At 73.4% G+C, this 26,906-nt stretch carries 22 protein-coding genes and 1 pseudogene; 8 read left to right on the top strand and 15 right to left on the bottom strand.

Annotated elements, in window-relative coordinates; all coding sequences use genetic code 11:
* Positions 1-33: 33 nt before the first annotated feature.
* Positions 34-1,281, top strand: coding sequence for a trans-sulfuration enzyme family protein (locus ACFWYM_RS38090; RefSeq protein WP_384847846.1), 1,248 nt, complete (start codon positions 34-36; stop codon positions 1,279-1,281).
* Here the strand turns inward: ACFWYM_RS38090 and ACFWYM_RS38085 are convergent.
* Together ACFWYM_RS38085 and ACFWYM_RS38080 are read right to left on the bottom strand one after the other, a co-directional pair.
* Positions 1,214-2,626 carry a GNAT family N-acetyltransferase gene (locus ACFWYM_RS38085; RefSeq protein ID WP_384847843.1) on the bottom strand — a complete coding sequence of 471 codons (1,413 nt, stop codon included), beginning with the start codon at positions 2,624-2,626 and terminating at the stop codon, positions 1,214-1,216. The genes ACFWYM_RS38090 and ACFWYM_RS38085 overlap by 68 nt on opposite strands.
* A gap of 135 nt (positions 2,627-2,761) precedes the next feature.
* On the bottom strand, positions 2,762-4,354 hold the full coding sequence (locus tag ACFWYM_RS38080) for an alkaline phosphatase D family protein (protein ID WP_384847839.1): 1,593 nt from the start codon (positions 4,352-4,354) through the stop codon (positions 2,762-2,764).
* A gap of 280 nt (positions 4,355-4,634) precedes the next feature.
* Between ACFWYM_RS38080 and ACFWYM_RS38075 the strand changes: the two genes are divergently transcribed.
* Positions 4,635-5,051 carry a VOC family protein gene (locus tag ACFWYM_RS38075; RefSeq protein ID WP_384847836.1) on the top strand — a complete coding sequence of 139 codons (417 nt, stop codon included), beginning with the start codon at positions 4,635-4,637 and terminating at the stop codon, positions 5,049-5,051.
* On the opposite strand, the gene ACFWYM_RS38070 is transcribed toward ACFWYM_RS38075, so the two are convergent.
* A complete protein-coding gene (locus ACFWYM_RS38070; RefSeq protein WP_384847833.1) occupies positions 5,009-6,463 on the bottom strand; it encodes a PLP-dependent aminotransferase family protein in 1,455 nt (484 codons plus the stop codon). The genes ACFWYM_RS38075 and ACFWYM_RS38070 overlap by 43 nt on opposite strands.
* Before the next feature lie 107 nt (positions 6,464-6,570).
* Between ACFWYM_RS38070 and ACFWYM_RS38065 the strand changes: the two are divergent.
* Positions 6,571-7,356, top strand: a pseudogene (locus ACFWYM_RS38065) (EamA family transporter); the annotation flags it as partial.
* 93 nt (positions 7,357-7,449) lie between these two features.
* On the opposite strand, the gene ACFWYM_RS38060 reads toward ACFWYM_RS38065, so the two are convergent.
* Both ACFWYM_RS38060 and ACFWYM_RS38055 read right to left on the bottom strand, forming a co-directional pair.
* Entirely contained in the window at positions 7,450-8,322 is an 873-nt protein-coding gene (locus tag ACFWYM_RS38060) for an alpha/beta fold hydrolase (protein WP_384847830.1), read from the bottom strand.
* Positions 8,323-8,421: 99 nt separating this feature from the next.
* Positions 8,422-9,081, bottom strand: coding sequence for an NADPH-dependent F420 reductase (locus tag ACFWYM_RS38055; protein WP_384847828.1), 660 nt, complete (start codon positions 9,079-9,081; stop codon positions 8,422-8,424).
* 169 nt (positions 9,082-9,250) lie between these two features.
* Between ACFWYM_RS38055 and ACFWYM_RS38050 the strand changes: the two genes are divergently transcribed.
* Both ACFWYM_RS38050 and ACFWYM_RS38045 read left to right on the top strand, forming a co-directional pair.
* Positions 9,251-10,090, top strand: a complete 840-nt coding sequence (locus ACFWYM_RS38050) for an RNA polymerase sigma-70 factor (protein WP_384847934.1) — start codon at positions 9,251-9,253, stop codon at positions 10,088-10,090.
* A 266-nt stretch (positions 10,091-10,356) separates the two neighbouring features.
* Positions 10,357-11,118, top strand: coding sequence for a GntR family transcriptional regulator (locus ACFWYM_RS38045; RefSeq protein WP_384847824.1), 762 nt, complete (start codon positions 10,357-10,359; stop codon positions 11,116-11,118).
* A gap of 44 nt (positions 11,119-11,162) precedes the next feature.
* On the opposite strand, the gene ACFWYM_RS38040 is transcribed toward ACFWYM_RS38045, so the two are convergent.
* From ACFWYM_RS38040 to ACFWYM_RS38030, 3 genes are all read right to left on the bottom strand, one after another.
* Complete coding sequence (locus tag ACFWYM_RS38040) at positions 11,163-12,320, bottom strand: ROK family transcriptional regulator (RefSeq protein ID WP_384847821.1); 1,158 nt, start codon at positions 12,318-12,320, stop codon at positions 11,163-11,165.
* Positions 12,321-12,405: 85 nt separating this feature from the next.
* Positions 12,406-13,071, bottom strand: a complete 666-nt coding sequence (locus ACFWYM_RS38035; RefSeq protein WP_384847818.1) for a response regulator — start codon at positions 13,069-13,071, stop codon at positions 12,406-12,408.
* Between the two features lie 78 nt (positions 13,072-13,149).
* Positions 13,150-14,412: a sensor histidine kinase gene (locus ACFWYM_RS38030; RefSeq protein WP_384847816.1), complete on the bottom strand. Its 1,263-nt coding sequence runs from the start codon at positions 14,410-14,412 to the stop codon at positions 13,150-13,152.
* Between the two features lie 108 nt (positions 14,413-14,520).
* Between ACFWYM_RS38030 and ACFWYM_RS38025 the strand changes: the two genes are divergently transcribed.
* Genes ACFWYM_RS38025 through ACFWYM_RS38015 form a run of 3 tightly spaced genes read left to right on the top strand, consistent with a single transcriptional unit; the run spans position 14,521 to position 16,689 of the window.
* A complete protein-coding gene (locus ACFWYM_RS38025; protein ID WP_384847813.1) occupies positions 14,521-15,462 on the top strand; it encodes an ABC transporter ATP-binding protein in 942 nt (313 codons plus the stop codon).
* On the top strand, positions 15,459-16,193 hold the full coding sequence (locus ACFWYM_RS38020) for an ABC transporter permease (RefSeq protein WP_384847810.1): 735 nt from the start codon (positions 15,459-15,461) through the stop codon (positions 16,191-16,193). Before ACFWYM_RS38025 ends, ACFWYM_RS38020 begins: the two co-directional genes overlap by 4 nt.
* A 55-nt stretch (positions 16,194-16,248) precedes the next feature.
* Positions 16,249-16,689: a hypothetical protein gene (locus ACFWYM_RS38015; RefSeq protein ID WP_384847807.1), complete on the top strand. Its 441-nt coding sequence runs from the start codon at positions 16,249-16,251 to the stop codon at positions 16,687-16,689.
* A gap of 7 nt (positions 16,690-16,696) precedes the next feature.
* Here the strand turns inward: ACFWYM_RS38015 and ACFWYM_RS38010 are convergent, their stop codons facing one another.
* The 7 genes from ACFWYM_RS38010 to ACFWYM_RS37980 all read right to left on the bottom strand — a co-directional run bounded on the left by ACFWYM_RS38010 (position 16,697) and on the right by ACFWYM_RS37980 (position 26,699).
* On the bottom strand, positions 16,697-18,523 hold the full coding sequence (locus tag ACFWYM_RS38010; RefSeq protein WP_384847804.1) for a WD40 repeat domain-containing protein: 1,827 nt from the start codon (positions 18,521-18,523) through the stop codon (positions 16,697-16,699).
* 54 nt (positions 18,524-18,577) lie between these two features.
* The gene (locus tag ACFWYM_RS38005; protein ID WP_384847801.1) at positions 18,578-19,651 is read right to left on the bottom strand and encodes an enoyl-CoA hydratase/isomerase family protein; all 1,074 of its coding nucleotides are present in this window, start codon (positions 19,649-19,651) and stop codon (positions 18,578-18,580) included.
* Positions 19,652-19,668: 17 nt separating this feature from the next.
* Complete coding sequence (gene meaB, locus ACFWYM_RS38000; protein WP_384847798.1) at positions 19,669-20,688, bottom strand: methylmalonyl Co-A mutase-associated GTPase MeaB; 1,020 nt, start codon at positions 20,686-20,688, stop codon at positions 19,669-19,671.
* Positions 20,689-20,717: 29 nt separating this feature from the next.
* Entirely contained in the window at positions 20,718-22,922 is a 2,205-nt protein-coding gene (gene scpA / locus ACFWYM_RS37995) for a methylmalonyl-CoA mutase (RefSeq protein ID WP_384847795.1), read from the bottom strand.
* Positions 22,919-24,772 (bottom strand): methylmalonyl-CoA mutase small subunit, encoded by a 1,854-nt coding sequence (gene mutA, locus ACFWYM_RS37990; RefSeq protein ID WP_384847792.1) that lies wholly within the window; start codon positions 24,770-24,772, stop codon positions 22,919-22,921. Before mutA ends, scpA begins: the two co-directional genes overlap by 4 nt.
* Positions 24,773-24,921: 149 nt before the next feature.
* The gene (locus tag ACFWYM_RS37985; RefSeq protein ID WP_384847788.1) at positions 24,922-25,557 is read right to left on the bottom strand and encodes a response regulator; all 636 of its coding nucleotides are present in this window, start codon (positions 25,555-25,557) and stop codon (positions 24,922-24,924) included.
* The gene (locus ACFWYM_RS37980) at positions 25,554-26,699 is read right to left on the bottom strand and encodes a sensor histidine kinase (protein ID WP_384847785.1); all 1,146 of its coding nucleotides are present in this window, start codon (positions 26,697-26,699) and stop codon (positions 25,554-25,556) included. The genes ACFWYM_RS37985 and ACFWYM_RS37980 overlap by 4 nt, the downstream gene beginning before the upstream one ends.
* Between the last annotated feature and the right edge of the window lie 207 nt (positions 26,700-26,906).

The raw sequence follows: 26,906 nt of genomic DNA, 5'->3' as shown, positions 1-26,906 counted from the left end.
AGGCAACACCGCCCGCTGTTCAGGATCGGAGCCATGGAGACGACACCGGGCACCCCGGCCACCCCCTACCGCCCCCGCGCCCTCGCCACCGAGGCCGTGCACGCCGGGCGCGACGACCTCGCGGCCCTCGGTCTGCACGCCCCGCCGATCGACCTGTCCACGACCTACCCCTCGTACGACACCCGGGGCGAGGCGGCGCGCATCGACGCGTTCGCCGCCGACGGCACCCTGGACGGCGGCCCGCCCGTCTACGGGCGGCTCGGCAACCCGACCGTCGCCCGCTTCGAGACCGCGCTCGCCCGGCTCGAGGGCACCGGGAGCGCCGTCGCGTTCGCGAGCGGCATGGCGGCCCTGACCGCCGTCCTGCTGGTGCGCGCGGCGGCCGGACTGCGCCATGTCGTCGCGGTGCGGCCGCTGTACGGGTGCAGCGACCACCTCCTCACCGCGGGGCTGCTCGGCTCCGAGGTGACCTGGACCGACCCGGCCGGGATCGCCGACGCCGTCCGGGCCGACACGGGCCTCGTCCTGGTCGAGTCGCCCGCCAACCCGACGCTCGCCGAACTCGACCTGCGCGCGGTCGCCCAGGCCTGCGGCACCGTGCCGCTGCTCGCCGACAACACCTTCGCCACGCCCGTCCTGCAGCGGCCCGCAGCCGCGGGCGCGCGCCTGGTGCTGCACAGCGCCACGAAGTACCTGGGCGGGCACGGGGACGTGCTCGGCGGCGTGGTCGCCTGCGACGAGGAGTTCGCACGGAGCCTGCGCCAAGTCCGGTTCGCCACCGGCGGGGTGCTGCACCCGCTGGCCGGATATCTCCTGCTGCGCGGGCTCGCCACGCTGCCGGTGCGGGTGCGCGCCGCGTCCGCGACGGCCGCCGAGCTGGCCCGCCGGCTGGCCGCCGACCCGCGCGTGGAGCGGGTGCGCTACCCCCGTATCGGCGGCGCCATGGTCGCCTTCGAGGTGTACGGCGACCCGCACGAGGTGACCGCGGGGGTGCGCCTGGTCACCCCGGCGGTCAGCCTCGGCAGCGTCGACACCCTCATCCAGCACCCGGCGTCCATCAGCCACCGCGTCGTGGACGCCGGTGACCGGCGGGCGGCCGGGGTGGGCGAACGACTGCTGCGGCTCTCGGTCGGCCTGGAGGACGTCGAGGACCTCTGGAGCGACCTGGACCGGGCGCTCGGCCCGCGCACCGGTCCGGGCGCGGGTACCAGTACTAGTCCTGGCGCAGACCGTCGTACGGAAGCAGTGAGCGCACCGGCGTCGCGTCCAGGGACGCGGTGATCACCAGCGTGCCCTCCTCGATCTGGTAGTCGAGGGGCAGGCCGAGGCCGCGCATCGCGGCGACCATGCCGGTGTTGGACGAGCGGGTCACCGCGTACACGCTCTCGCAGCCCGCCTCGATCGCCAACGCGACCAGCCGGCCGAGGAGTTCACCGCCGATGCCGCGGCGCTGCCAGTCGTCCTCGACGAGCAGCGCCACCTCGGTCTCGTCGCCGTCCCACAGCAGGTGCCCGAGGCCCACGATGCGGCCGGAGGCGGTGCGGACCGCGAGGGTGCGGCCGAAGCGCGGGCTGAGCAGGTGGTTGAGGTAGCGGTCGGCGTCCCGGACCGGGCCGTGGTAGCGCATGGACAGGGTCTGCGGGGAGCAGCGGTCGTGCATGGCCCTGGCGGCGTCGAGGTCGTCGACGTCGGCGCGGCTGACCGTGATGTCGCTGCCCTCGGCGAGCGTCAGCACGTCCTGGCCGCCCGGCACGCGCGGGCCGAGCCGCGAGTCGAGCTCCACCAGGGCCCGGGCGCGCGCGAACTCCGTGGGTGTGAACGGCAGATACGGCCGCTCCACGGCGATCACCCCGCCCTCCGGCACGCGCAGCCGCAGCACCGTCCCGTCGAGCGCGCCCTCGACCGGGGCGCCGTCGGCGTCCTCCGCGGTGGCGGGCGCGGCCGTCGCGGGCAGCTGGCGGATGGTGCAGCGGCCCAGCAACTGGCGCAGGGCTAGGGGGAGTTCCGCCGCGTCCAGGGCGGTGCGGGTGGCGAGGCCCAGGATGCGGGTGGGGGCGTCGACCAGGTCGTGCGCGTCGGCGCGCTCGAGCCAGGTGCCGGTGCCGCCCGCGGCCGAGATCGTCCGGGTCAGCTCGGCGCCGGACAGCAGCCCGGGTGCGCGCAGCAGGAGTTCGTCGACGGTGCCCTCGGCGAGTGGGTGCGCCTGCAGGCTGAGGATGTCGACGCGCTGGTGCGCGAGCGCCGTGCACAGGGCCGCGAGCGAACCCGGCTCGTCGCGCACCGTGGTGCGCATGCGCCACAGGGACGTCTCCGCCGCTTCCTGGTCGGGGGCGGCGGGCCCGGCCTGCTCCGCGGGCGCGGAGGGCCGGGCGCCGGTATCGCCCGGCGGCGGCGCGTGCGTGTGGCGCCGTGTCCACCAGGTGTGGAACCCGGCCGTGGCGATCAGCGCGAGCGCCGAGGCGGCGAGCAGGGGCGTGCCGTGAGGGCCGTGGCCGATCAGGTTCGCCACGGTGTCCGCGACGGCCACGGCCGTGAAGAGCGCGGCCAGTTCGATCAGGTCACGGCGCCAGTGGTGCGCGGGGCGGCCGTGCTTCCTGCGGGTCACATCAGACATGTCTGCAGTCATGCACTCACTGTGAAGGATCGGTGTTGCGTGATCGCGAACGCTTTGTGTCCGATGAGTAAAGGGATACTTGGTCCCTTTTATTCAGAATTTGACCGACAGGCTGCTCGGGCCCCGGTCTACTCCTGGCCCCCTGCTTTACTCCTGGCCCACCCGCCCCGGCTGCAGCACCGTGCTGAACAGTACCTCGCCGCCCTCCTGCCGCAGCCGCACGGTCAACTCCCCGCTGTCGCCGTCGATGTCGACCTCCCCGAAGTACGGCGGGGTCTCGGCGGGCGAGGTGTTGGCGCGCGTCGGCGCCTTGATGAACCGCTGCTCGGGGCCGAACGTGGCGTCCAGCTTCGTCGCGGGGAAGCCGCCCGCCGCGAGCGGCCCGGAAACGAACTCCCAGAAGGGCGCGAAGTCCTTGAAGGCGGCGCGCGAGGGGTCGTAGTGCTGCGCCGAGGTGTAGTGCACATCGGCGGTCAGCCACACCGTGCCGGTGATCTTCCGGTGCTTGATGTGCCGCAGCAGCTCGGCGATCTGCAGCTCACGGCCGAGCGGGGCGCCCGGGTCGCCCTGCGCCACCGCCTCGAAGTTCACCTTGCCGTCGGCCACCACCAGGCCGAGCGGCATGTCCGAGGCGATCACCTTCCACACGGCCCGCGAGCGCGAGAGCTCCCGCTTCAGCCAGCGCAGCTGCTCGGCACCGAGGATGCCGGTGGCGTCGTCGGGCTGGCGGCCGGGGGAGTTGGCGTTGCGGTAGGTGCGCATGTCGAGCACGAACACGTCGAGCAGCGGGCCGTGCCGCAGCACCCGGTACACCCGCCCGTCCGTGTCGCTCGCGTGGTCCGGCGACAGCGTGGACACCGGGAAGTACTCGCTGAACGCCCGCAGGGAGCGCGCCGCGAGGACGTCGGTGCGCTTCTCCGTGTAGCGGGCGTCGTCGAGGATCTGGCCCGGGTACCAGTTGTTGTGCACCTCGTGGTCGTCCCACTGCACGATGGCGGGGACCTGGGCGTTGAACCGGCGGAGGTTCTCGTCCAGGAGGTTGTAGCGGAAGGCACCCCGGAACTCGGCGAGGCTCTCGGCGACCTTCGCCTTCTCCTCCGTGGTGACGTTGCGCCACACCGTGCCGTCGGGCAGCGTCACGCTCGGCAGGATCGGGCCGTCGGCGTAGATGTTGTCGCCGCTGCACAGGAAGAAGTCGGGGTCGAGGCGCCGCATGTCCTCGTACACCCGGTAGCCGCCCCGGTCCGGGTTGATGCCCCAGCCCTGCCCGGCGATGTCGCCGGACCACACGAAGCGCACGCCCTGCTTCCGCCCCTGGGGCGTCGTACGGAAGGTGCCGGAGACCGGCCTGCCGGTGCGCCGCGGGTCGTCGGGGTCGGCGAGGGTCACCCGGTAGTGGATCTGCTCCCCGGCGGGCAGGCCGTGCAGGCGCGTGGTGCCGGTGAAGTCCGTGCCGGGGCCGATGACCGGGCCGTGCCGGCGGGTGGGATTGCGGAACGACTCGGTGGCGGACGTCTCCACGATCATCCGGGCGGGCCGGTCGGAGCGCACCCACACCAGTCCCGAGTGCGCGCCCACGTCGCCCGCCTGCACGCCCCACGCCGCCTCTGGCCGCCCCGACCGGGCGAACGACGGCGCGGCGCCCGAGAGGGACGGCACGGCGAGTGCGGCGGGCACGGCGAGCGAGCCGCGCAGCAGGCTGCGGCGGCGCGGGGCGGGGCTCGACGGACGGTCGGACATGAAGGCGCCTCCAGAGACGGGTCAGGCCAGTGTGCAGCCCACAGACTCTTGGGGTCCGGTGACGCACACGCAACGCCCCAGTGAACAACTGCCCGCAGGGGAAGGGGAACTGGCGTGCGCTTTCTGATTCCCGGCGGGAGGCGCGGAACCTCCGGCTGCAGAGGTGCGGAACCTCCGGCGGGGAGGCGCGGACCTAGGTCCTCGGACCTGGTCCCGGTGCCGGGGGACCGGGGCCCAACGGCCGATACGCCGAAGATCACTCGCTGCCTAGCATGAGCGCATGACTCTCGACGCGCACAGCCACCTCCGCATCGCCCGTCCCTCACTCGACCTCGCCGCCGCCGAGCGCTTCTGGGTCGAGGGGCTCGGGCTGAGCATCGTCTGGCGCACTCCGGAGGGCGCGGGCCACGCCCCCGGAGAGCACGACCTGCTCATGCTCGGCTGGCCCGACGCCACCTGGCACCTCGAACTCGTCCACGAGCCGGGCGCCCCCGTCCGCCCCCGCCCCACCGAGGAGGACCTCCTCGTCCTGTACGTGGACGGGGAGGTGCCCGAGGACGCGGTGGCCCGCCTGGAGGCGCACGGCGGCAAGCGCGTGCAGTCGCCCAACCCGTACTGGAACGAGTGGGGCGTCACCGTGGAGGACCCCGACGGCTACCGCTTGGTGCTCTGCACGCGCGCGTGGTCCAACTCCTGAGCGGCGGCGGCCTCCTGAGCGGCGGCGGCCAGGAGGCGTACGCCCTCGGTGATCCGCGCGGGCGGCAGGTGCGCGTACCCGATGACCAGACACACGCCCGGTCCGTCGGCCTCTCCGTAGTGGCTCAGCGGCCGCAGCGCGATCCCGGCCGCCGCCGCCCGCGCCAGGAAGGCGCCCTGCGGCCCCCAGCGCCGCGGCAGCCGCACGATGGCGTGCAGCCCGGCGGCGATCCCGGACACCTCGGCGCCCGGGAAGTGCCGCTCCAGGGCGCTGCGGAGGGCGTCCCTGCGCTCGCGGTAGGCGCGCTGGCAGCGGCGCAACTGCCGGTCGTAGTCGCCGCGTTCGACGAACCGGGCGAGCAGCGCCTGGTCGAGTGCCGGATTGCCCAGGTCCATGGTCCGCTTGCGGGCCACGACCTCCTCGGTCAGCCGCTCCGGAGCGATCAGCCAGCCGAGCCGGAGCCCCGGCGCGAGTGACTTGCTGACCGATCCCGCGTAGGCGACGTGCTCCGGGTCGAGGCCCTGCAGGGCGCCCACGGGCGCCCGGTCGTAGCGGAAGTCCCCGTCGTAGTCGTCCTCGATCACCAGGCCGTCCACGGACCGCGCCCAGTCGAGGAGTTCGGCGCGCCGCCGGGCCGAGTAGCCGATCCCGTAAGGGAATTGGTGCGCGGGTGTCGTCACGACGGCCCGTACGCCCCGCGCGCGCAGCGGTCCGAGTGCGAGGCCCTCGTCGTCCAGCGGGAGCGGCACGCTGTCGAGGCCCGCCGACGCGAACAGGGAGGCGTGCTCGGGGCTGCCCGGGTCCTCCACGCCGACGGTGCGCAGCCCGCGCGCGTGGAGCACGAAGCCGAGCAGCGTCATGGCCTGCGCGACGCCCGAGCAGACCACGATCCGCTCCGGGTCCGCGACCACGCCCCGGCGCCGCACGAGGAGTTCGGCCAGGGCGGTGCGCAGCCGGGGCAGGCCGCGCGGGTCCGGATAGCCGAGCGCGTGGTGCGGCAGCTCGGCGAGGACCCCGCGGTGCGCGGCGGCCCACGCGGAACGGGGGAACAAGGAGAGGTCGGGCGTGCCGGGAACGAAGTCCACGCGCGCGCGTGCGGCACGGGGCGCGAGGTCACGGGCGGCGGTCGGGCGCGCGGCCCGCACGGCTCCGCCGACCCAGGTGCCCGCGCCGCGGCCGGTGCGCAGATAGCCCTCGGCGGTCAGCTGCTCGTACGCCTCGGTGACGAGCCCGCGGGAGACGCCGAGGTCCGCGGCGAGCGCCCGGCTGGACGGCAGCCGCGTGCCGGGGGCGAGGCGGCCCGAGCGGACCGCGTCGCGCAGCGCCGACTGGAGCCTGCGGCCCCGGGTGCGGGCGGGGCCCTCGGCGGCCGGCAGCAGCAACTCCCAGGCCCCGCTCTCCTTCGCCACCACGGCAGTTGGCCCCCTCTACCCTGTGTCGCGGTCCGGGAAAGTGGTCCCTGAACCAGCCCCGGAAGTGGACCTTAAACCGGTCCGGGCCCGCGCCTAGCGTCGGGTCCATGAACGCGAATCCGGTACGCGGGGCGCTCCTTGCGGCCCTCGCCTGTGTGCTCGTCGGCGGCTCCTTCACCGCGAACAGTCTCCTCGGCGACTATCCGTACGCCGGTGGGCAGTTCCTCCGGTACGGGCTCGCCTGCCTGCTCCTCCTGACCCTGCTCGGGAAGGGCGGGACCGCCCCGCTGCGCACCCTCACCGGTCGCCGGTGGGCCCGGCTCGCCGCCCTCGCCGCCGTCGGCATGGTCGGCTTCAACCTCGCGATCCTGGCCGCTGAGGAGACGGCGGAACCCGCCGTACCGGGTGTCTTCGTAGGGTGTGCCCCCGTCGTCGTGGCCGTTGTCATGCCTCTCCTTGAGGGCCGAAGGCCGCGCCGCACCGTGCTGTCGGGGGCGCTGCTCGTCGCCGCGGGGGCCTTCACCGTGCAGGGGTGGGGGCGCACCGACGGGCCCGGAATCGCCTTCTCCTTGTGCGCACTTGCCGGTGAGGTGGGCTTCGCGGTGCTCGCGGTGCCGGTGCTGCGGCCCCTCGGTCCGAAGCTGCTGTCGGCGGTGGTGTGCGGGATCGCCGCCGTGGAGTCCGCCGTCGTCGGCCTGGTGGCGGACGGGCGGGGCGTGCTGCGGGTGCCGGACGGAGTGGAGGCGGGGGCGCTGCTGTGGCAGGCGGCGGTGGTCACCGTCGTCGGGTTCGTCTGCTGGTACAGCGGCATGCAGCGGATCGGGGCCGAGCGCGCGACGCTCTTCTCCGGCCTCATCCCGGTGGCCGCCGCCTGCACCGCGCCGCTGGTCGGCACGGGCGGCTACGGGCTGCCCCAGGCGGTCGGCAGCGGACTGGTCGGCGCCGGTGTCGCCTGGGGCTCGGGGGTGCTGCGCCTGGTGCGGTGCTCAGGCGCTGGTGTCGAGGATGACGCGGGCGACGCTCGCCGGGTCGTCGTGCATGGGGACGTGACCGGCGCCGGGCAGGCGGACCAGGCGGGCGTCCGGGATGGTGTGCTTGGCCCTGATGCCCTGGCGGCGCAGCAGGAGCCGGTCCCTGGTGCCCCAGGCGACGGTGACGGGGAGCCCGTTCACGGCGTCACGGAACAGGTCGTCGCGTCCCGCGGCGAGGGTCTGCTCGAAGCCCGTGGCGTCGCGCAGCGCGAGCGTCTCGGCGACGACAGCCTCCGGTGAACGGCGCCCGGGGTGGGCGTAGATGGCACTGGTGAGCATGGTGCGTCCGGCCACTGAGCGGGACAGGCGCTCGATGAGGGGCAGCGGCAGCACCTTGGCGCCGCGACGCAGCGCGAGGAGCATCGTGAACGCGTACCGCCGCTCCGCCTCCGACCAGAACCCGGCGGGGGAGAGGGCGGTGACGGAGCGCACGAGCTTGTCCCGGCCCATGCCGAGGGCGAGCACCCCACCCAGCGAATTGCCCGCCACATGCGGCCGTTCAACCCCCAGGGCCTGGCACAGGGCGCCCAGGACGGGCAGCACGCTCTCCGGGTCGTACGCGAGTCTGTCCGGCAGCCCGGGCGACTCCCCGAAGCCGGGCAGGTCCACCGCGATGACGTCCCGCTCGGCCGCGAGGATGTCGAACACCGGGTCCCATGCCTGCCGGTGGTGCCCGATGCCGTGCAGGAGCAGCAGCGGCTCGCCAGTGCCCGCGCGCCGGTACCTGATGGTCACCGTGCGCGGGCCCGCGGCCGACTCGACGTCGAAGGACACCTCTGACACCTGGGAGGCCGAGGCCCCGGCCATCTCTGTCACCGTTGCGGCCATGTCGCTGCTCCTGTCCCCACCGCCGGACGACGGTGTCTTAGACGCCTTGTCAGCAACAATTACCGCTCGGTAGCCTCCAGTTCAAGAGGTTCGGTGCTTTCAAGAAGAGGCCCGCTGGATCTGCCAGTTGAACATCGCGTCCCCGTGCTTGCGGAACAGGGTCAGCCACAGCGGCATCATCAGCTCCACGGCGCGCGCCGACTCGATCCCGCCGAGGTCGATGACGCGCTCCGCGGGCCAGCCGAAGGAGCCGAGCAGCTCCACCGCCTCCCGCTTCGCCGCCGCGTCGTCGCCGCTCACGAAGACCTGGTGCTCGCCGGGGACGAGTGCCGGATCCGTCATCACCGACGCGTTCAGGGTGTTGAGGGTCTTCACCACCCGCGCCTCGGGGAACGCCCGCTGGAGCTGCGCGCCCACGCTGTCCTGCCCCTCCGGCACCACGAGGCGCACATCTCCGTCCGTCATCTCCAGGGGGTTGGACACGTCGATGACCAGCTTGCCCGCGAGCCGCTCGGCGCCCGCCGCCTCCAGGGCCGCCCGCGCCACCTGCCCGCCGACCGCCTCGATCACCGCGTCCCCGAACTCCGCCGCCTCCGCGAAGGTGCCCGTGCTCGCCCTCGGACCCGCCTCCCGCGCCCACTCCAGGGCCGCCGGGTTGTCCTTGCCGCGCGAGCCCATCATCACCTCGTGACCCAACTCCACCAGCTTTCCGCCGAGTTGGCGCCCCACCATGCCCGTACCCAGAACCGCGTACCGCACTGGATCCTCCCCAGGGTGCCGCCGGCCCTCGGCGGCCACCGCGTCATTGTGCTCCGTACCGCACTCAATTCACCTGGACAGGGCGCGAACCGTCGGCTGGGATGGAGGGGTGACCACACCACCGACAGCCGATGTGACCGACGTCTTCGAAGAGCACCGTTCCGTCCTGATGGGCGTCGCCTACCGCATGCTCGGCCGCGTGGCCGACGCGGAGGACGTCGTCCAGGAAGCGTGGCTGCGCTGGTCGGGGGCCGACCGCGCGCAGGTCCGAGAGCCGCGCGCCTACCTGGTGCGGGTCACCACCCGGCTGGCCATCGACCGGCTGCGGCACGTGCAGTCGCGCCGCGAGTCGTACGTGGGGCCGTGGCTGCCCGAGCCGCTCGTCACCGACTTCGACCAGACCGTCCCGGACACCGCCGAGCGGGCCGTGCTCGCCGACTCGGTCTCGCTCGCCGTCCTCGTCGTCCTGGAGTCGCTCTCCCCGCTGGAGCGCGCCGTGTTCGTGCTCCGCGAAGCCTTCGGTTTCCCCTTCGCGGAGATCGCCCAGACCCTCGACCGCAGCGAGGCGGCGGTGCGCCAGCTCGCCGGGCGGGCCCGCAAGCACGTCGACGAGCGCCGCCCGCGCTACGAGGTCGACCCGGCCCAGCGCCGCGACCTCACCGAGCGGTTCCTCGCCGCCGCGGTCGAAGGCGATCTGACCGGGCTGCTCTCGCTGCTCGCACCCGATGTGCACCTGGTCGGCGACAGCGGCGGCAAGGCCAAGGCGCCGCTGCGGGTCATCGAGTCCGCCGACAAGGTGGGCCGCTTCATCGTCGGCGCCGCGGGCAAGGGCCTGGCCGAGCTGGGCGAGATCGAGGCGCGTTTCGTCGAGTTCAACGGAGCGGAGTCGGTGCTCCTCCTGGCCGACGGCAAGCCCGACGCCGTACTCCAGCTCGACGTCGTCGACGGGCAGATCCAGCGGGTCTACATCGTTCGCAATCCGGACAAGCTGCTCTCCCTCGCCTCCTAGGCGGGACCCCTCTGCAGCCCCCGCCCCTCGGGCGGGGGCTTCTTCATGTGCCCGCAGGGTTTCGGACACCTGGACCACGCGCGTGTAGCCGCGCACCAACAGTCCATGAATGCTCTGTGGCGCCGGTCCGGTGCGCGCTGTGACGGAATCAGGATTGGTCTTGACCAAGGGTGGGTGCGGCCCTATGGTCGCAGGGATAGTGCAGGAACCTTTAATAAACAAGGGCGCTAAAACGCCGTCGGCGCACGGTGATTGCGGAGGACAGGGTGGGGACCACGCAGTTGGAAACGGTGCCGGAACCGAAGTACTGGCATCTCAAGACCGTGCTCAGCGAGGCACTCGACTCCGAGTTCGCCGTGGGGGAGATCCTTCCGAACGAGCGTGATCTCGCGGCCAGGTTCGGCGTGGCCCGCGCCACGCTCCGCCAGGCCCTGGAGCAGCTGGAGCTGGAGGGCCGGCTGCAGCGCCGCCGCGGCGTCGGCACCACCGTCGCCCCGCCGCGCATGGGCGTCGCCGTCGAGTCCGACCGCGGCTCCTGGCCCGGAGCGGCCGGGGAAGCCTGGCAGGCCGTCGACTGCGAGCTGACCGCCGCGCCCGCCGAGGTGGCCCGCGTCCTGGAGCTCCCGGCCGACGAGCCGGTGCACACGATCCGTCGCAACCGCGTGTCGAACGGCCAGCCGGTCGCCGCCGAGCTCGTCTACGTCCCGGCGGCCTCGGTCCCCGACCTCACCGCGATCGACGCCCCGTCCGGACCGGCACGCGCGCGTGCCGTGCTGCGCGAGCTCGACCGGCTGAGCCTCGAAGGACAGGACCGCGCCGTCGAGTTGGGCTCTGCCCGCGCGGACGACGCGAAGTCGCTCGACCGGCTCCCCGGCGCCCCCGTCCTCGTCGTGACGACCCGCTTCTTCGCCGCGGGCCGTACCGCCGCGGTCTCGGTGGCGACATATCGCGCCGACACCTGCCGCCTCACGTTCGGCGACGCGGGCGGCGTGGAGATCCACCACGGGCCGGGCCGGCAGGCTTCCTGAGCTCCTTCTCGTACGGAACGGAACGGGAACTGGACGGCTCGGCATCAGCGCCGAGCCGTCACCGTGCCCTCCACGGCGAACAGCTCCTCCTCGACGTGGTCGAGCGCCAGGCGCAGCGCGCCCGTTGAGATCGCCGCCTCACCGAGCGCCGAGAGCGCCACCCGGGGCGGCCGCAGGCAGTAGCGGGCCAGCTCGCGATGCAGCGGCTCAAGCACGCCGTCCAGGCCCGCCGCCCAGCCGCCCACGACCACCAGCTCGGGGTCGAGCGCCAGGACGAGCGCCGCCACGTCGTGCACCAGGCGCTGGATGAAGCGGTCCACGGCCTTGCGGGCCTGCTCGTCGCCCTCGCGCGCGTGCGCGAAGACCTCCGCCACGGCCTGCTCGTCGAGCGGGTGCAGCGGCTCGTCCGTGGTGGACAGGAGCGTCTCCGGAGTGACGTCACGCCCCAGCAGGTGCAGCGCGCCGATCTCGCCCGCCGCGCCCCCGTACCCCCGGTGCAGCCGCCCGCCGATCAGCGAGCCCGCGCCCGGGCTGAGGCCCGCGAGCACGAAGACGACATCGTCGGACTCCGTGGCCGCGCCCTTCCAGTGCTCGGCGACGGCCGCCGTGTTGGCGTCGTTCTCCACCAGGACCGGGCACTTGAAGGACCGGCGCAGGCGCTCGCCCAGCTGCAGGCCCGTCCACTCCGGCAAGGCGGTGCCCAGGCGTACGGTGCCGTCGGCCTCGACGATGCCGGGGCTGCCGACGCCGACGGCCCGCAGCGAGCTGCGGGCGACGCCCGCACGGCGCAGCAGGTCCGCGACGACCGTGCGCAGCCGCTCCAGGCGCTCATCGGCGGGCGCCGCCTCGTCGACGTCCTTCGCGGCCGTGCCGAGCTCCCGCCCGTCCAGGTCCGACAGGACGGCGGCCACCCGGTGCGGGCCGATCTCCAGGCCGAGCAGATGCCCGGCCTCCGCCCGGAAGCGGAACTTCCGCGCGGGCCGCCCCTGGCGGCGCGTGCCGCTCTCGTCGACCGTGGTCTCCACCACGAGCCCGGCCTCGATGAGCCCCTCCACGACCCCCTCGACGGTGGGCCGCGAAAGACCCGTCACCCGGGTGATCTCGGTGAGCGTCGCGAAGTCCGTGGCGCGCAGCGCGTGCAGCACCACCGCGGAATTGATCCGCCGAAGCAGAGAGGGATCCCCGCCGGTCAGCCGCCCCAACGTCTGTCCTCCCAGCTCGTGCGCATGATGGGCGGATCGTACTCGCAGCGTGGGGTGGTGGTCATCCCGGAGTGACGAAGGACGTTCATCCGGGGGCGACGAACCCGGACTCGTACGCGGCTATCACCGCCTGGGTCCGGTCCCGGGCCCCGAGCTTCATGAGCACCGCGCTCACATGAGATTTGACCGTCTCGGTGCCGACGACGAGCTGAGCGGCGATCTCCGCGTTCGACAGGCCGCGCGCCATCAACCGGAGCACCTCGCCCTCGCGCTCGGTCAGGGCCGCCCCCGCGAGGACCGCCCGCGCCTCGGCGTTCCCGGTCGGCCCCTCGCCATGGGCCGCGGCGAGACGGCGTACCGCCGCGGGGAACAGCAGCGACTCGCCCTCGGCGACGAGCCGGACCGCGTGCACGATCTCGGCCGGGCGGGCGCGCTTGAGGAGGAAGCCGTCGGCCCCGGCGCGCAGCGCCTCGTAGACGTAGTCGTCGTTCTCGAACGTCGTCACCACGAGGATCTTCGGCGGGTCCTGGACGGTGCGCAGCACCGCACGCGTGGCCTCGATGCCGTCGAGCAGCGGCATCCGCACGTCCATCGCCACCACGTCGGGCCGCAGCTCCCGCACGAGCGGGATCACCGCCGCGCCGTCCGCCGCCTCACCGACGACCTGGATGTCGGCCTGCGCCTCCAGGACGGCGCGCAGACCCGCGCGGACGAGGGGCTCGTCGTCGACGAGGAGAACGGTGATCGGCATCCGGCCAGACTATGACCTGCCTCTCGGGGGCCGTCGGACAGGCCCCGGCTCCGACAGGGCTCAGCACTCCCGCCACGGTCACCCCAGCGGCAGCTCGACGTGCACCCGCCAGTCGTCGCCGTGCGGGCCGGTGGTGGCCCGGCCGCCGAGGAGCGTGGCGCGCTCGCGGACGCCGCGCAGGCCGCTGCCGGCCCGCCCCGTCGCGGTCCGGCCCGGGGGCAGCGCGTTGCGCACGCTCAGGTCGAGCCGCGCGCCGTCGACGGTGATCCGTACCTGCACCGGCACCGGACCGGAGTGGCGCAGCACATTGGTCAGCGACTCCTGGAGCATGCGGTAGCCCTCCCGGGAGACCGGCCCCGGCACACGCTCCACCGGGCCGCTCACCTCGACGTCGACCTCGGCCCCGGAGGCGCGCGCCGAGTCGAGGAGCCGTTCGGCGTCGGCGAGGGTGGGCGCGGCGCTCGCCTCCCGGTCCTCCTCGCGCAGCACCCGCAGGACCCGGTCGAGGTCCTCCAGGGCGGCCCGCCCCGTCTCCTCGATCGCTTCCAGGGCCCGGTCCGAGAAGTCCGGGTCACCGGCGGCACGGGCCGCGCCCGCCTGGACGACCGCGACGGTCAGGGCGTGGCCGATGGAGTCGTGCAGGTCCCGTGCGATGCGGTTGCGCTGGAGCAGCTGCTCCGTGCGCGTCTCCAGGGCGGCGAGACGCTCGGCGGGCGAGGGGCCGAGGAACCGGCGCGCGGCCAGGGCCATCCCCTTCCCCGCCACCACGACGACACCGAGCAGCGCCAGGGCGGGCACCGGCACGAGCAGTGCGTTGGCCCACGCCCAGTCCGTGGTCGGCAGCAACAGGCCCGACTGATCGGGTTCTTCGGCCGACGAATCGACCAGGGCCAGGCTGTAGCCGAGCAGCTGGGTGGTGAGGAACCACATCGCGGAGCCCGCTTCCAGGCGCAGCACCAGCCATACGGCGGTCCGGCCCCGGTCCCGCCAGGACGCGGCGGGCGCCGTGGAGACCCCCGGGTCCTCGTGCCCGTGGGCGTCCCGCACGCGCGCGTGCGCATCGCGCGTACTCACGCGCGCGTGGGCACCTGGAAACAGCATCAGGCGGGCCTGCAGCCCCTCCGCCCGGCGTACGGCGGGCACCATGGCCGCCGCCACGAGCAGCGGCACGGGCACCACGAAGACCGTCAGGGCCCACTCGGCCGGAGAGGGGGAGTGGAGGCCCGTGAAGACGAACGCGCACACCACGGCGACCACCATCCCCATGAGGAGGTGCAGCCACCGCGTGTAGGTGACCGCGCGCGCGAGGGGCCTCAACCATGGCCTCAACAACCGGAGCATGGCGTCATCGTGTCAGCAGCCCCGCGGCGTCCGGCTCCCCCGTGCGGGGGAGCCGGTCTCCTCGCACGGGGGAGGCCAAGGCCCCGCCCCGCGCCCGAGGCTTGCCCCATGACCAGCATCGACGTCCAAGAGCTCACCAAGGAGTACGGCGTGACCCGCGCGGTGGACGCCCTCACGTTCAGCGTCCGCCCCGGCCGGGTCACCGGATTCCTCGGCCCCAACGGCGCGGGCAAGTCCACCACCCTGCGCCTGGTCCTCGGCCTCGACCGGCCCACCGCGGGCACCGCCACCCTCGGCGGCCGCCCCTACCCGGAGCTCGGCACCCCGCTGCGCCACGTGGGCGCGCTGCTCGACGCGCAGGCCGCGCACGGCTCGCGCACCGCCCGCGACCATCTGCTGGCCCTCGCGGTCAGCAACGGCATCGCACGGCGCCGGGTCGGCGAGGTCCTGGAGGAGGCGGGCCTCGGCTCCGTGGCCGGGCGCCGCATCAAGACGTACTCCCTCGGCATGCGGCAGCGGCTCGGCATCGCGGCCGCCCTCCTCGGCGAACCGGACGTGGTCATCCTCGACGAGCCGTCCAACGGGCTCGACCCCGAAGGCATCATCTGGATCCGGGAGTTGATGACCGGCCTGGCCCGCGAGGGCCGCACCGTCCTGGTCTCCAGCCACCTCATGAACGAGACGGCGACGTTCGCCGACCACCTGGTGGTCCTCGGCCGCGGCCGGCTGCTCGCGGACACCTCCGCGCGGGAGTTCATCGCGGCCCACAGCGGCGCCCGCGCGCGGGTCCGCACCACCGACCCGGCCCGCCTCCGCGCCCTCCTGGCCCGCAGGGACCGCACCCTCACGGAGGCGGAGGACGGCCGCTGGACCGTCGACGGGATGGCCGCCGAGGAGGTCGGCGCGCTCGCCGCGGCCGAGGGAGTCCCGATCCTCGAACTCGCCGACGAACACGCCTCGTTGGAACAGGCGTACCTCTCCCTGACCGCGGGCGACACCCAGTTCGCCGCCGCGCGCACGAACTCCGACCGCCAGGAGGCAGGCCGATGACCACCACCGCCGTGCTCCACTCCGAATGGATAAAGATCAGGTCGCTGCGCGGCAGCCTCGGCTCGCTGCTCGCCGTCTTCGTGGCGACCGTCGCCATCACCGTCCTCGCGATGGCGTCCGTCGGCCAGGCCGAGGCCGACAACGGCGAGGACCTCCTCTTCGGTGCCTTCTACGCCCTCAACTTCGGCCAGATCGCGGCCATCGCCTTCGGTACGACGGCCGTGTCGAGCGAGTACGTGAACGGGGCGCTGCGCATCTCCCTGGCGGCCGTCCCGCGCCGCGGAGCCTTCTATGCCGCGAAGATGGCGATGGTGGGCGCGCTGGCCCTCGTCGCCGGGCTGGCCGCCACCTTCGTGTCCTTCGTGGCGGGCCAGGCGTTCATGGGCAAGTACGCCCTCGGCCTCGACGACCCGGGCGCCGTGCGGGCCTGCGCGGGCGGCGGCATCTACCTGGCGCTCATGGCGCTGTTCGCGGCGGGCCTCGCCACGGTGCTGCGCAGCGGGGTGGCCGTCCTGAGCCTGCTCATCCCGTTCATCCTGATCGTGTCGTTCGTGTTCGTCGACGTCGCGGGCAGCGTCGCGGACTTCCTGCCCGACCGGGCGGGCCAGCAGGTGCTGCACGCGAACCCCGAGGGAACGCTCGGCCCCTGGACGGGACTTGGCGTCTCGGCTCTCTGGACGGCGGCGGCGCTGCTGGCGGGCTGGTGGACGCTGCGGCGCAGGGACGCGTGAGGGTCGATCCCGACGGGCGGGCCAGTTGTCAGTGGCAGCCGCTTTACTGGTCGTCATGAGTACCGCACAGCACCTCGCCGAGATCGACCTGCTGCTCGCCCGGGCCTTCCCGGCGGAGGTCGGCAGGTCCGCGCGCGGCTTCGCGGGCCCCGGGTATCACGTGGCGGAGTTAGCGGAGAGCGACGGCTTCTGGGAGGACGACGGCAGCCGCTGGACGGAGGCGGAGGAGCAGTTCGAGGCCGAGCGCGACGGCCTCTCCCAACTCCTCACCGCCCGCTGGGGCAAGCCGGACGAGTTCGCCCTCTACAGCCTCCTGCACCGGATGGTGGACGGGGGCGAGGAGATACCGGAGCCCTGGGCCGACCTGAGCTCCCACGTCCCGAACCTGCACCTGTGGCGGGTCGACGGCCGCTGGATAGCCCTCGGCGTCTCGCAGTGGGACAAGGAACTGCCGTTCCAGCTGCTGGCGGTGGTGACGGAGGTCGATCCTCCGTAGGCGTGGTTCAGGAGTCGATGCGCCACACGCGTACCGTCTCGTCCTCGCTTCCGGTGGCGAGCCGCCGTCCGTCGGGGCTGAACGCCACGCTCTGCACCTTCGCGTCGTGCGAGAAGCGCGCGAACTCCTGCCCGCTGCGGGCGTCGACGACCATCGCCGACTCGGAACGGGCGACGGCGAGACGCCGCGGGTCCGCCGGACTGAACGCGACGGCCCAGCAGGCGCCCCCGGGCACCTCATGCTCCCTGCGGCCGCTCTGGCTGTCCCACACCGCGGCCTCGATCCCGCCGGTCACGATGTGGCGGCCGTCCCGGCTGAAATCGACACTGGTGACCAGTCCGGTGGGGATACGCAGGAGTTCCCGTCCGTCCAGGCTGTCCCAGACACGCACCGTTCCGTCCTCTCCCGCAGAGGCGATGCGCACCCCGTCGGGGCTGAACACCACATCCCAGACGGCCTTGCCGTGCGACATCTTCAGGAGCGCACGACCGTCCCGGGCATCCCAGACCCGTACCGTGTGATCACCCCCCGCCGTCACCAACCGCGCACCGTCCGGACTGGGCGTGACCCGGCGAACGAAGCCGAGGGGCGTCAAGTGGCGGACCGTGAGCAGTGCGCTGCCGTCCCGGGGGTCCCAGATCCGCGCGGTGTGATCACCGCTTCCGGTGGCAAGCCGGCGCCCGTTCACGCCGAACGCCACGCTCCACACCACACCCAGGCTGTTGGCGTGGCGCACCTTGGAGATCTCGTGGCCGTCCGAACTGTCCAGGACGTAGGCGGTGTCGCCACTCGCGGCGGCGAGGCTGCGCCCGTCCGGGCTGAACGCCACTGCCGCCACGGCCCTCCGGGCCCGCCACATGACCTCCTGACCGCTGCGCGGCGCCGGCGCGGGAGCCCAGGCGATGCGGGCGCCCCGCACTTCCGAGAGGTCCACGCGCAGCTCGTACTCCGTCACCTCGGTGTCCGGCGCCAGCGCGATACACAGCTGTCGGTACTCGAACGCGGCGTGCGCCATCCGGTGCAGCTCCATCAGACGGCGCCCCGCGTCGGTCGTCGTCTCCGCCATCGCGACCTCGGCGAGGAACGGACGCAACTCGCCTGTCCTGCCCTCGCGTTCCGCGAGGACCCACTCCCAGCGCCACAAGCGCGCCTGTTCGTTGGCGGCGGCGGCACCCCACTTGCCGCTCACCATGCGTGCCACCTGGGCGAAGCCCTCTGCGGGGACCACGGGTGCGGCGAACTCGGGCTGGAAGTCGTCCGGCGGCGCGCTGCTGGGCACCTGGCCCAGTTCGTACTTCTCGTGCAGCCAGCGGTCCGTGCCCGCCGAGTCCTCCTTGCGCGACCTGGCCACCAGCTCCCAGAAGTTCCCCTCCGTCGCGGACTTGAGGATGGCGGCCCGCGAGTTCAGCGCCTTCACCGTGCCGGGCACCGCCGCGGCCACGGCGTCCGTCTGGTCCTGGTAGCCCTTCAGGACCCAGTACCGGGCGTCCCGGTCCTGGCCCAGCAGACGGTAGACCAGCGCGAGATTGATGCAGACCATGGCGCGGCGCGGCGTCCCGTCGGGCTCCAGGCTGGCCGCGTCGTCGAGAGCGTCGCGCGCCAGCTTCAGGCGCCCGCGCCGCTCCGCGGCGTATTCCGCGTGAGCAGCCTCCTCCAACTTCGTCTGTGCCTTGCGCCAGGGCCCGTCCAGCAACTTCCGGACGTCCTGGTGGATCTCCCTCAGCGCCTCCAGTTGCTTCTCCTGCACCCCGACGAGCTCACGCAGCAGGGACAGCGCCACCCCCTGCGCGGTCTGCGATCCGATGGCGACGATGACGCCTTCGAGGAGAGGCATGACGACTCCCTGAGGATGCTGCGGACTCTCGGGCCGAGCCTGCCCGAGGCACCGTCACGGCAGCGACACAAGGCCCAACTCGCCGTCTCCCAGCGGCGCGAAGAACCCCTCCACATCCCCCTGGGAGACCTCCGCCAGCGTCGCGGGCGACCACCGCGGGTTCCGGTCCTTGTCGACGACCTGCGCGCGCACGCCCTCGGCGAAGTCCGGCGCCGCGAGCGCCGCGCACGACACCCTGAACTCCTGGTTCAGGACGGCTTCCAGAGACGGGAGGGCGCGAGCCCTGCGCACCGCCGCGAGGGTCACCTTCAGGGACGTGGGGGACTTGGACAGGATCGTCTCGGCCGCTTCCTTGGCCGCCCGCTCTCCGTGGTCGCTCAGCCGCCGCACGATCTCCTCCACGGAGTCGGCGGCATAGCAGGCGTCGATCCAGGCCCGCTCGCCCGCCAGTTCACCCTCCGGCGCGGGCTGCGCGTACTCCCGTACGACAGCGGAGACCTCGCCCCAGGTCCCCCCGGCCAGCGCCGCCGTGAAGTCCTCCAGCCGTGCCGACGGCACGAAGTGGTCGGCGAGCCCGCACAGCAGCGCGTCACCCGCGCCGACCGCGGCGCCCGTCAGTGCCAGGTGCGTGCCCAGTTCCCCGGGCGCGCGCGACAGCAGATAGGTCCCGCCGACGTCCGGCACGAAGCCGATGCCCGTCTCCGGCATCGCCACCCGCGAGCGCTCGGTCACCACGCGCACGTCGCCGTGCGCGGAGACACCGACGCCGCCGCCCATCGTGATGCCGTCCATCACGACGACGTACGGCTTCGGGAAGCGGGCGATGCGGGCGTTCATCAGGTACTCGGCGCGCCAGAACGCCGCCGCCTGCTCCGGGCGTCCGGCCAGCACGTCCGCGCGCACCGCCCGGACGTCGCCGCCCGCGCACAGGCCCCGCTCGCCCGCGCCCGTGACCACCACGGCCCGCACCGCGTCGTCCTTCTCCCACTCCGCGAGCGCCGCGTCGATCAGGTCGACCATCTCGCGGTTGAGGGCGTTGATGGCCCGGGGACGGTTCAGGACGAGATGTCCCAGCCGTCCTTCGGTGCGGACAAGGACGGGGGCTTCGGCGGGGGCTGCGCTGTTCATGTGCGTCTCTGTACCTTTCAGGGCGTGCTGGTGGTGCCGTTGGTGCTGGTGGTGCCGCTCTGGAACGCCTCCAGGATGTGCTCGGCCGCACGCGTCGCCGTCAACGACCCCTCCCGCACCCGTTGTTCCAGGCCGGGTGCCAGGTCCCGCACCGCCGGGTGGCCGTGCAGCCGCTCCAGGAGAGTGTCGTGGACCATCGCCCAGGCCCAGTCGACCTGCTGGCCGCGGCGTTTCGCGGCGAGCCGCCCGGTCGAGTCGAGGAGCGTGCGGTGCTGCTCCAGGCGGTCCCAGAGCGTGTCGAGGCCGCTGGACTCGCGGGCGCTGCAGCTCAGGACCGGTGGAGTCCAGGCCGAGTCCGCGGGGTGCATGAGCCGCAGTGCCCCTGCCAGTTCGCGCGCCGCCGACTTCGCGTCCCGCTCGTGCGGGCCGTCCGCCTTGTTCACGGCGATGACGTCCGCCAGCTCCAGGACGCCCTTCTTGATGCCCTGGAGCTGATCGCCGGTGCGGGCGAGGGTGAGGAGCAGGAAGGTGTCGACCATGTTCGCCACCGCCGTCTCCGACTGGCCGACGCCCACCGTCTCCACCAGGACCACGTCGTACCCGGCGGCTTCCATGACGACCATGGACTCGCGCGTCGCCTTCGCCACGCCGCCCAGCGTCCCGGCCGAGGGGGACGGCCGGACAAAGGCGTTCGGGTCCACCGCGAGCCGCTCCATCCGCGTCTTGTCGCCGAGGATGGAGCCGCCCGTACGCCCCGACGAGGGGTCGACGGCGAGCACCGCGACGCGGTGCCCGAGCCCGGTGAGCATCGTGCCGAGCGCGTCGATGAACGTGGACTTGCCCACGCCCGGCACCCCGCTGATGCCGATGCGCCGGGCGGCGCCCGCGTGCGGCAGGAGCTCGGTCAGCAACTCCTGTGCGAGCGCCCGGTGTTGCGGTCGGGTCGACTCGACGAGGGTGATGGCGCGCGCGATCTGCGCGCGCTTCCCGCCGAGTACGCCCTTCACATAGCTGTCGATGTCGATCGTCGGAGGCATGTGTTCAGCAGACTCACAGACTCGCGGACCTACAGCTCGTGGCCGAGGTCGGCGGCTAGGCGGGTCACCAGGTCGTACGCGGCGTCCGGGATCACCGTGCCGGGCGGGAACACCGCGGTGGCGCCCGCCTCGTGCAGGGCCTCGACGTCCTGCGGAGGGATCACCCCGCCGACGACGATCATGATGTCCTCGCGCCCCTCGGCGGCCAGCTCCGCACGGAGCGCCGGTACGAGGGTGAGGTGCCCGGCCGCCAGCGAGGAGACGCCCACGATGTGCACGTCCGCCTCGACGGCCTGGCGGGCGACCTCCGCCGGGGTCTGGAAGAGCGGGCCGACGTCGACGTCGAAGCCCAGGTCGGCGAAGGCGGTGGCGATGACCTTCTGGCCGCGGTCGTGGCCGTCCTGGCCCATCTTGGCGACCAGGATGCGCGGACGGCGCCCCTCCGCCTCGTCGAAGGCGTCCACGAGGGCGCGGGTGCGCTCCACGGACGGCGACTGGCCTGCTTCGGTGCGGTACACACCGGAGATCGTACGGATCTGACCGGCGTGCCGCCCGTACGCGCTCTCCAATGCGTCGGAGATCTCACCGACGGTGGCCTTGGCGCGGGCCGCGTCCACCGCCAGGGCGAGCAGGTTGCCTTCCAGGCCCGAGCCCGCCGAACCCCGCTCGGCCGACGCCGTCAGCGCCCGCAGCGCGTCCTGGCACGCCTGCTCGTCGCGCTCCGCGCGCAGCCGCTTCAGCTTGGCGATCTGCTGGGCGCGCACCGAGGAGTTGTCGACCTTGAGGACCTCGATCTGCTCGTCGCTGTCCACCCGGTACTTGTTGACGCCGACGACGGGCTGGCGGCCCGAGTCGATGCGGGCCTGGGTGCGGGCCGCCGCCTCCTCCACGCGCAGCTTGGGGATGCCGGCGTCGATGGCCTGCGCCATGCCGCCCGCCGCCTCGACCTCCTCGATGTGCTGCCAGGCACGGCGTGCCAGGTCGTACGTCAGCTTCTCGACGTACGCGCTGCCGCCCCACGGGTCGATGGAGCGCGTGGTGCCCGACTCCTGCTGGATCAGGAGCTGGGTGTTGCGGGCGATGCGCGCCGAGAAGTCGGTGGGCAGCGCGAGCGCCTCGTCCAGGGCGTTGGTGTGCAGGGACTGGGTGTGCCCCTGTGTCGCCGCCATCGCCTCCACACATGTACGCGTGACGTTGTTGAAGACGTCCTGCGCGGTCAGCGACCAGCCCGAGGTCTGCGAATGGGTGCGCAGCGAGAGGGACTTGGCGTTCTTCGGGTCGAACTGCTTGACCAGCTTCGCCCACAGCAGGCGCGCCGCGCGCAGCTTGGCGACCTCCATGAAGAAGTTCATGCCGATCGCCCAGAAGAACGAGAGCCGCGGCGCGAACGCATCCACGTCCAGGCCCGCGCCCTGCCCCGCCCGCAGATACTCCACACCGTCCGCGAGGGTGTAGGCGAGCTCCAAGTCCGCCGTCGCGCCCGCCTCTTGGATGTGGTAGCCGGAGATGGAGATGGAGTTGTAGCGCGGCATCTTCTGCGAGGTGTACGCGAAGATGTCGGAGATGATCCGCATGGAGGGCTTCGGCGGATAGATGTAGGTGTTGCGGACCATGAACTCCTTGAGGATGTCGTTCTGGATGGTCCCGGCCAGCTTCTCGGGCGGCACGCCCTGTTCCTCCGCCGCCACGATGTACAGCGCGAGCACCGGCAGCACGGCGCCGTTCATCGTCATCGACACGGTCATCTTGTCCAGCGGGATGCCGTCGAAGAGCTGCCGCATGTCGTAGATCGAGTCGATGGCGACGCCCGCCATGCCGACGTCACCGGTCACCCGCGGGTGGTCGCTGTCGTAGCCGCGGTGCGTCGGCAGGTCGAAGGCGACCGACAGGCCCTTCTGCCCGGCCGCGAGGTTGCGGCGGTAGAAGGCGTTGGACTCCTCGGCGGTGGAGAAGCCCGCGTACTGCCGGATCGTCCACGGCTGATTGACGTACATCGTCGGGTACGGGCCGCGCAGATACGGGGCCACACCCGGGTACGTGCCGAGGAAGTCGAGTCCCTCCACGTCGGCGCCCGTGTACAGCGGCTTGACCGCGATGCCCTCGGGCGTCTCCCACAGCAGGTCCGCCTCGGCCTTGCCCGCGGACTCCTTCACGGCGGCGCGCCACTGCTCGTCCGAGCCCGAGGGCCCGCCGCCCGGCCCCAGTTCGATGTCGGAGAAGTCGGGGATCGTCATGACGCCACTCCCATGAGGTCGAGGGTGGAGGTGAGCACCGCGACCGCGTCGCAGCCCGCGTACACGTACGCGTCGATGTCGGCGTACTCCCCGCGCCCCGCGAGGAACACCTGCCGTGCGCCCGCCGACTTGAGGGCCTTCGCGACCTCGTCCGCCTGCTCGGCGTAGAGCGCGTCGCTGGAGCACACGCACGCGACCGAGGCCCCGCTGGCCGCGAACGCCTCGGCGGCCGAGGCCGTGTTCACCGACACCGGGTCGTGCACGGGCTCGATGCCGCCCGCCATGAACAGGTTGGCCGCGAAGGTGGCGCGCGCGGTGTGCGCGGCGGCCGGGCCGAGCGCGGCGAGGAACACCTTGGGGCGGGCGCCGGTCGCCTCGAGGTGGGCGTCCGAGCGGGCGCGCAGCTCCTCGTACGCCTCGTCGCGGCGCACCCGGGGCAGCCCGCCGGCGGGGGTCGCGGGCGCGGGCTCGCGCTCCACGGCGCGCTCCGCGAGCAGCGGGAACTCGCTGACGCCGGTGATGGGTTCGCGCCGCTTGGCCAGCTTCTTGCCGCGCTCGGCCCACGTCGCGGCGAGCCGGTCGCCGATCAGCCCGGAGCGCAGGGCGCCCGCCTGGCCGCCCGCGCGCTCGATCTCCTGGAAGAACTCCCAGCCCGCGTGGGCGAGTTCGTCGGTGAGGCGCTCCACGTACCAGGAGCCGCCCGCCGGGTCGATGACCCGCGCGAGGTGCGACTCCTCCAGGAGGATCGTCGAGGTGTTGCGGGCGATGCGGCGCGCGAACGTGTCCGGCAGGCCCAGCGAGTGGTCGAACGGCAGGACCGTGACGGCATCCGCGCCGCCCACGCCCGCGCCCAGGCACGCCACCGTCGTGCGCAGCATGTTCACCCACGGGTCGCGGCGCGTCATCATCACCGGCGACGTCACCGCGTGCTGCCGCTGCGCACCGGCGGCGGGCGCCCCCGCCACCTCGGCGACGCGCGCCCAAAGGCGCCTGGCCGCACGGAACTTGGCGATGGTCAGAAACTGGTCGGCGGTGGCCGCGAACCGGAACTCCAGCTGGGCGCATGCCTCTTCGACGCCGAGCCCGGCCCCGGCGAGGTCGCGCAGATAGGCGACGCCGGTGGCGAGGGCCGCGCCGAGCTCCTGCGCGGCCGAGCCGCCCGCCTCGTGGTACGGCAGCGCGTCCACGGTCAGGGCGCGCAGGCCCGGGTGGCGCTCGCCGCACCGCCGGGCCAGCTCCACGGCGGCCGCCGTGAGGTCGACCGCCGTGCCGGTACGGGCCTCATGGCCGAGCGGGTCCACGCCGAGGGTGCCGCGTGCCGCGTCGTCGGCGACGCCCGCGGCCTCGTACAGGCGCAGCAACTCCCGTGCGGCGGGCGCGGCCTGGTCGCCCGCGTCGAGCGCGACCGGCGCCAGATCGAGGTACACGCCCGAGAGCGCCTGCTCCAGGCCGTCGACCGGCAGCCCGCCGGGGCCCACGGCCAGCCAGAGCGACGTGACGCCGTTCTCCAGGTCGGCGAGGACCGCCTCGTTGGTGCGCGCGGGATCGGCGCTTGCGTGCCGCTGCCGTACGTCCCAGCCGCCCGGGGCGTTCCCCTCGGGGGCGGCGCCCCGGACGAACGGGGCGAAGCCGGGGAAGCCGGCGTCGGGCGCGGCGTCGCGCGCGGTGTACAGGGGGCGGGTGGTGAGCCCGTCCTCGAGGGCGGTGGACAGCGCTTCCTCGGCGGCCGTGCCCGATACGTCCTTACCCGACTTGCGCAGCACGCCTTCCACCAGGCGCTGCCACTGCTCATGGGTCGCATCAGGGAACTCGGCGGCCAGGGAAAGCCCGTCGTCAGGCAGGACCGTCATGCCCCAGATGCTAGGGCGGAATTGCTGGCACGGGGTGCCATCAAGGGCTGTGACCTTGCCCTCTTCTGAGCGCCCTTGATCTCTAAAGGGCGGTGCCGTATTCAGAAGCGGGTGCCACGAGCGCCACATCCCGAGGCCACCTCCCGAGGTCACGTCCCGAGGTAGCGCAGCACCGCGAGGACCCGTCGGCTGTACCCCGTGGTGCCGCTCAGTTCGAGCTTGTCGAAGATCGCGTTGATGTACTTCTCGACGGCGCTCTGCGAGACGTGCAGCTGCGCCGCGATCGCCGCGTTCGTGTGGCCCTGCGCCATCCTGCCGAGCACCTCGCCCTCGCGCGGGGTGAGGCGCTGCAGCGGGTCGGCGTGGCGCGAGCGGGCGAGGAGCTGGCGCACCACCTCCGGGTCGAAGGCGGTCTGCCCCGCGCCGACCCGGCCGAGCGCGTCGAGGAACTCGTCGACCTGCACGACCCGGTCCTTCAGCAGATACCCGACGCCCTCGGTCTCCGTGGTCAACAGCTCGGTGGCGTACCGCCGTTCCACGTACTGCGACAGCACGAGCGCCCCCGTCCCGGGCCAGCGCTCCCGGATCTCCAGGGCGGCGCGCAGCCCCTCGTCCGTGTGCGTGGGCGGCATCCGGACGTCGATCACGGCGACGTCCGGCGGCTCGGCGGCCACCGCGTCGAGCAGCGCCCGCGCGTCGCCCACCGCGGCGGTGACGGTGTGCCCCTCGTCCGCGAGCAGCCGGACCAGGCCCTCCCGCAGCAGGGTCGAATCCTCGGCGATCATGACGCGCACGGCAGCTCCGCGGTGATGGCGGTGGGACCTCCGGCCGGGCTGGACACGGAGAGGGTGCCGTCCAGCGCGGCCACGCGCCGGGACAGGCCGAGCAGTCCGCCGCCCCCGGGGTCGGCCCCGCCCCGCCCGTCGTCCTCGACGCACAGCCGCAGCACGTCGTCGCGCCGCTCCACGAGGACGGAGACCTGGGTGGCACCGGAGTGCTTGACCGCATTGGTGACGGCCTCGGCGGCCACGAAGTAGGCCACGGACTGCGCGGCCGACGGCGGGGTGTCCCGCAGCGCGCACTCCAGTCGTACGGGGATCCCGGCGCGCTCCGCGACGGTCTCCAGGGCGGCGGCGAGCCCGCCCTCGTCCAGCGCCGCCGGGTAGACGCGCCAGGCCACGTCGCGCAGTTCACCGAGGGCCCGCTGCGCCTCCTCGTGGGCCTGGCGGAGCAGCAGGGCGGACTTGTCCGGGTCGGGGGCGCGGCGGGCCCGGCCGAGCAGCATGCCGAGGGCGACCAGGCGCTGCTGCACCCCGTCGTGGAGGTCGCGCTCGATGCGGCGCCGCTCGTCGTGCACGGCCTCGACGACCCCGGCGCGGGAGGCGGCCAGCTCGCCGATCCGGCGCTCCATGCGCGCGCGGTCGCTCGGCCCGAGGAAGTGCCGGGCCAGCCGCTCCTCCATCAGCGCGACCCCGTACACCCCCTGCGCGCACAGGAAGAGCAGGAAGAACCCGCCGAACGCGGAGGCGACCAGGGAGAACGACCACCGGTCGAGGTCGATCACGAACCAGCCCCACAGCAGCAGCGAGCCGTACGCGGCGCCGATGACCCCGCACAGCAGCACCAGCCCGCCGAGCAGTCCCGTCCCGCAGCGGGCGGCGACGTAGGCGAGGGCGGGGCGGCCGGGCTCCACGGGACCGGGATCCGTGCCGTACCAGCGGGCCATGCGGCGCCGCTCGACCCGCGCCAACAGGGCGGCGCCGCGCAGCACTTGGTCCTCTCCCGTACGCCGGTCCCGGCCGCGCCCGGGCGCCACGAGCAGCCACAGCCCCGCCGCGGCCGAGAAGACGAGCCCGGGGACGGCGGTGAGCGCCCCGGCCAGGACGCCCATGGCACGGCGCAGCCAGCTGTGGAGGTAGGTACGCATGATCGTCCACGCTAGCCGAGCGCCCCTCCCGGCGGACTGCGGAAAACCGCACTCTTGCGCTGCGGCCGCCCGCACTCCTCTGCTGCGACACCCCGCACCCGAACTCTGCGGCACCCCGCATACCGCCACGACCTGCGGATTTCCTAGCCTCGACGGCATGATCCCCAACAACGCGTACGAGCTTTCCGCCTACGAAGCCCCGGCGGG

The sequence above is a fragment of the Streptomyces sp. NPDC059009 genome, assembly GCF_042740175.1.
Lineage (GTDB): Bacteria > Actinomycetota > Actinomycetes > Streptomycetales > Streptomycetaceae > Streptomyces.
This window is presented reverse-complemented; position numbering and strand designations above follow the sequence as displayed.

What these genes read in the sequence shown, in the direction of transcription:
- ACFWYM_RS38090 (WP_384847846.1), top strand. Translation starts at nt 34, where the DNA reads ATGGAGACGACACCGGGCACCCCGGCCACCCCCTACCGCCCCCGCGCC.
- ACFWYM_RS38085 (WP_384847843.1), bottom strand. Translation starts at nt 2,626, where the DNA reads ATGACTGCAGACATGTCTGATGTGACCCGCAGGAAGCACGGCCGCCCC.
- ACFWYM_RS38080 (WP_384847839.1), bottom strand. Translation starts at nt 4,354, where the DNA reads ATGTCCGACCGTCCGTCGAGCCCCGCCCCGCGCCGCCGCAGCCTGCTG.
- ACFWYM_RS38075 (WP_384847836.1), top strand. Translation starts at nt 4,635, where the DNA reads ATGACTCTCGACGCGCACAGCCACCTCCGCATCGCCCGTCCCTCACTC.
- ACFWYM_RS38060 (WP_384847830.1), bottom strand. Translation starts at nt 8,322, where the DNA reads ATGGCCGCAACGGTGACAGAGATGGCCGGGGCCTCGGCCTCCCAGGTG.
- ACFWYM_RS38050 (WP_384847934.1), top strand. Translation starts at nt 9,251, where the DNA reads ATGGGCGTCGCCTACCGCATGCTCGGCCGCGTGGCCGACGCGGAGGAC.
- ACFWYM_RS38035 (WP_384847818.1), bottom strand. Translation starts at nt 13,071, where the DNA reads ATGCCGATCACCGTTCTCCTCGTCGACGACGAGCCCCTCGTCCGCGCG.
- ACFWYM_RS38030 (WP_384847816.1), bottom strand. Translation starts at nt 14,412, where the DNA reads ATGCTCCGGTTGTTGAGGCCATGGTTGAGGCCCCTCGCGCGCGCGGTC.
- ACFWYM_RS38025 (WP_384847813.1), top strand. Translation starts at nt 14,521, where the DNA reads ATGACCAGCATCGACGTCCAAGAGCTCACCAAGGAGTACGGCGTGACC.
- ACFWYM_RS38020 (WP_384847810.1), top strand. Translation starts at nt 15,459, where the DNA reads ATGACCACCACCGCCGTGCTCCACTCCGAATGGATAAAGATCAGGTCG.
- ACFWYM_RS38015 (WP_384847807.1), top strand. Translation starts at nt 16,249, where the DNA reads ATGAGTACCGCACAGCACCTCGCCGAGATCGACCTGCTGCTCGCCCGG.
- ACFWYM_RS38010 (WP_384847804.1), bottom strand. Translation starts at nt 18,523, where the DNA reads ATGCCTCTCCTCGAAGGCGTCATCGTCGCCATCGGATCGCAGACCGCG.
- ACFWYM_RS38005 (WP_384847801.1), bottom strand. Translation starts at nt 19,651, where the DNA reads ATGAACAGCGCAGCCCCCGCCGAAGCCCCCGTCCTTGTCCGCACCGAA.
- meaB (WP_384847798.1), bottom strand. Translation starts at nt 20,688, where the DNA reads ATGCCTCCGACGATCGACATCGACAGCTATGTGAAGGGCGTACTCGGC.
- scpA (WP_384847795.1), bottom strand. Translation starts at nt 22,922, where the DNA reads ATGACGATCCCCGACTTCTCCGACATCGAACTGGGGCCGGGCGGCGGG.
- mutA (WP_384847792.1), bottom strand. Translation starts at nt 24,772, where the DNA reads ATGACGGTCCTGCCTGACGACGGGCTTTCCCTGGCCGCCGAGTTCCCT.
- ACFWYM_RS37985 (WP_384847788.1), bottom strand. Translation starts at nt 25,557, where the DNA reads ATGATCGCCGAGGATTCGACCCTGCTGCGGGAGGGCCTGGTCCGGCTG.
- ACFWYM_RS37980 (WP_384847785.1), bottom strand. Translation starts at nt 26,699, where the DNA reads ATGCGTACCTACCTCCACAGCTGGCTGCGCCGTGCCATGGGCGTCCTG.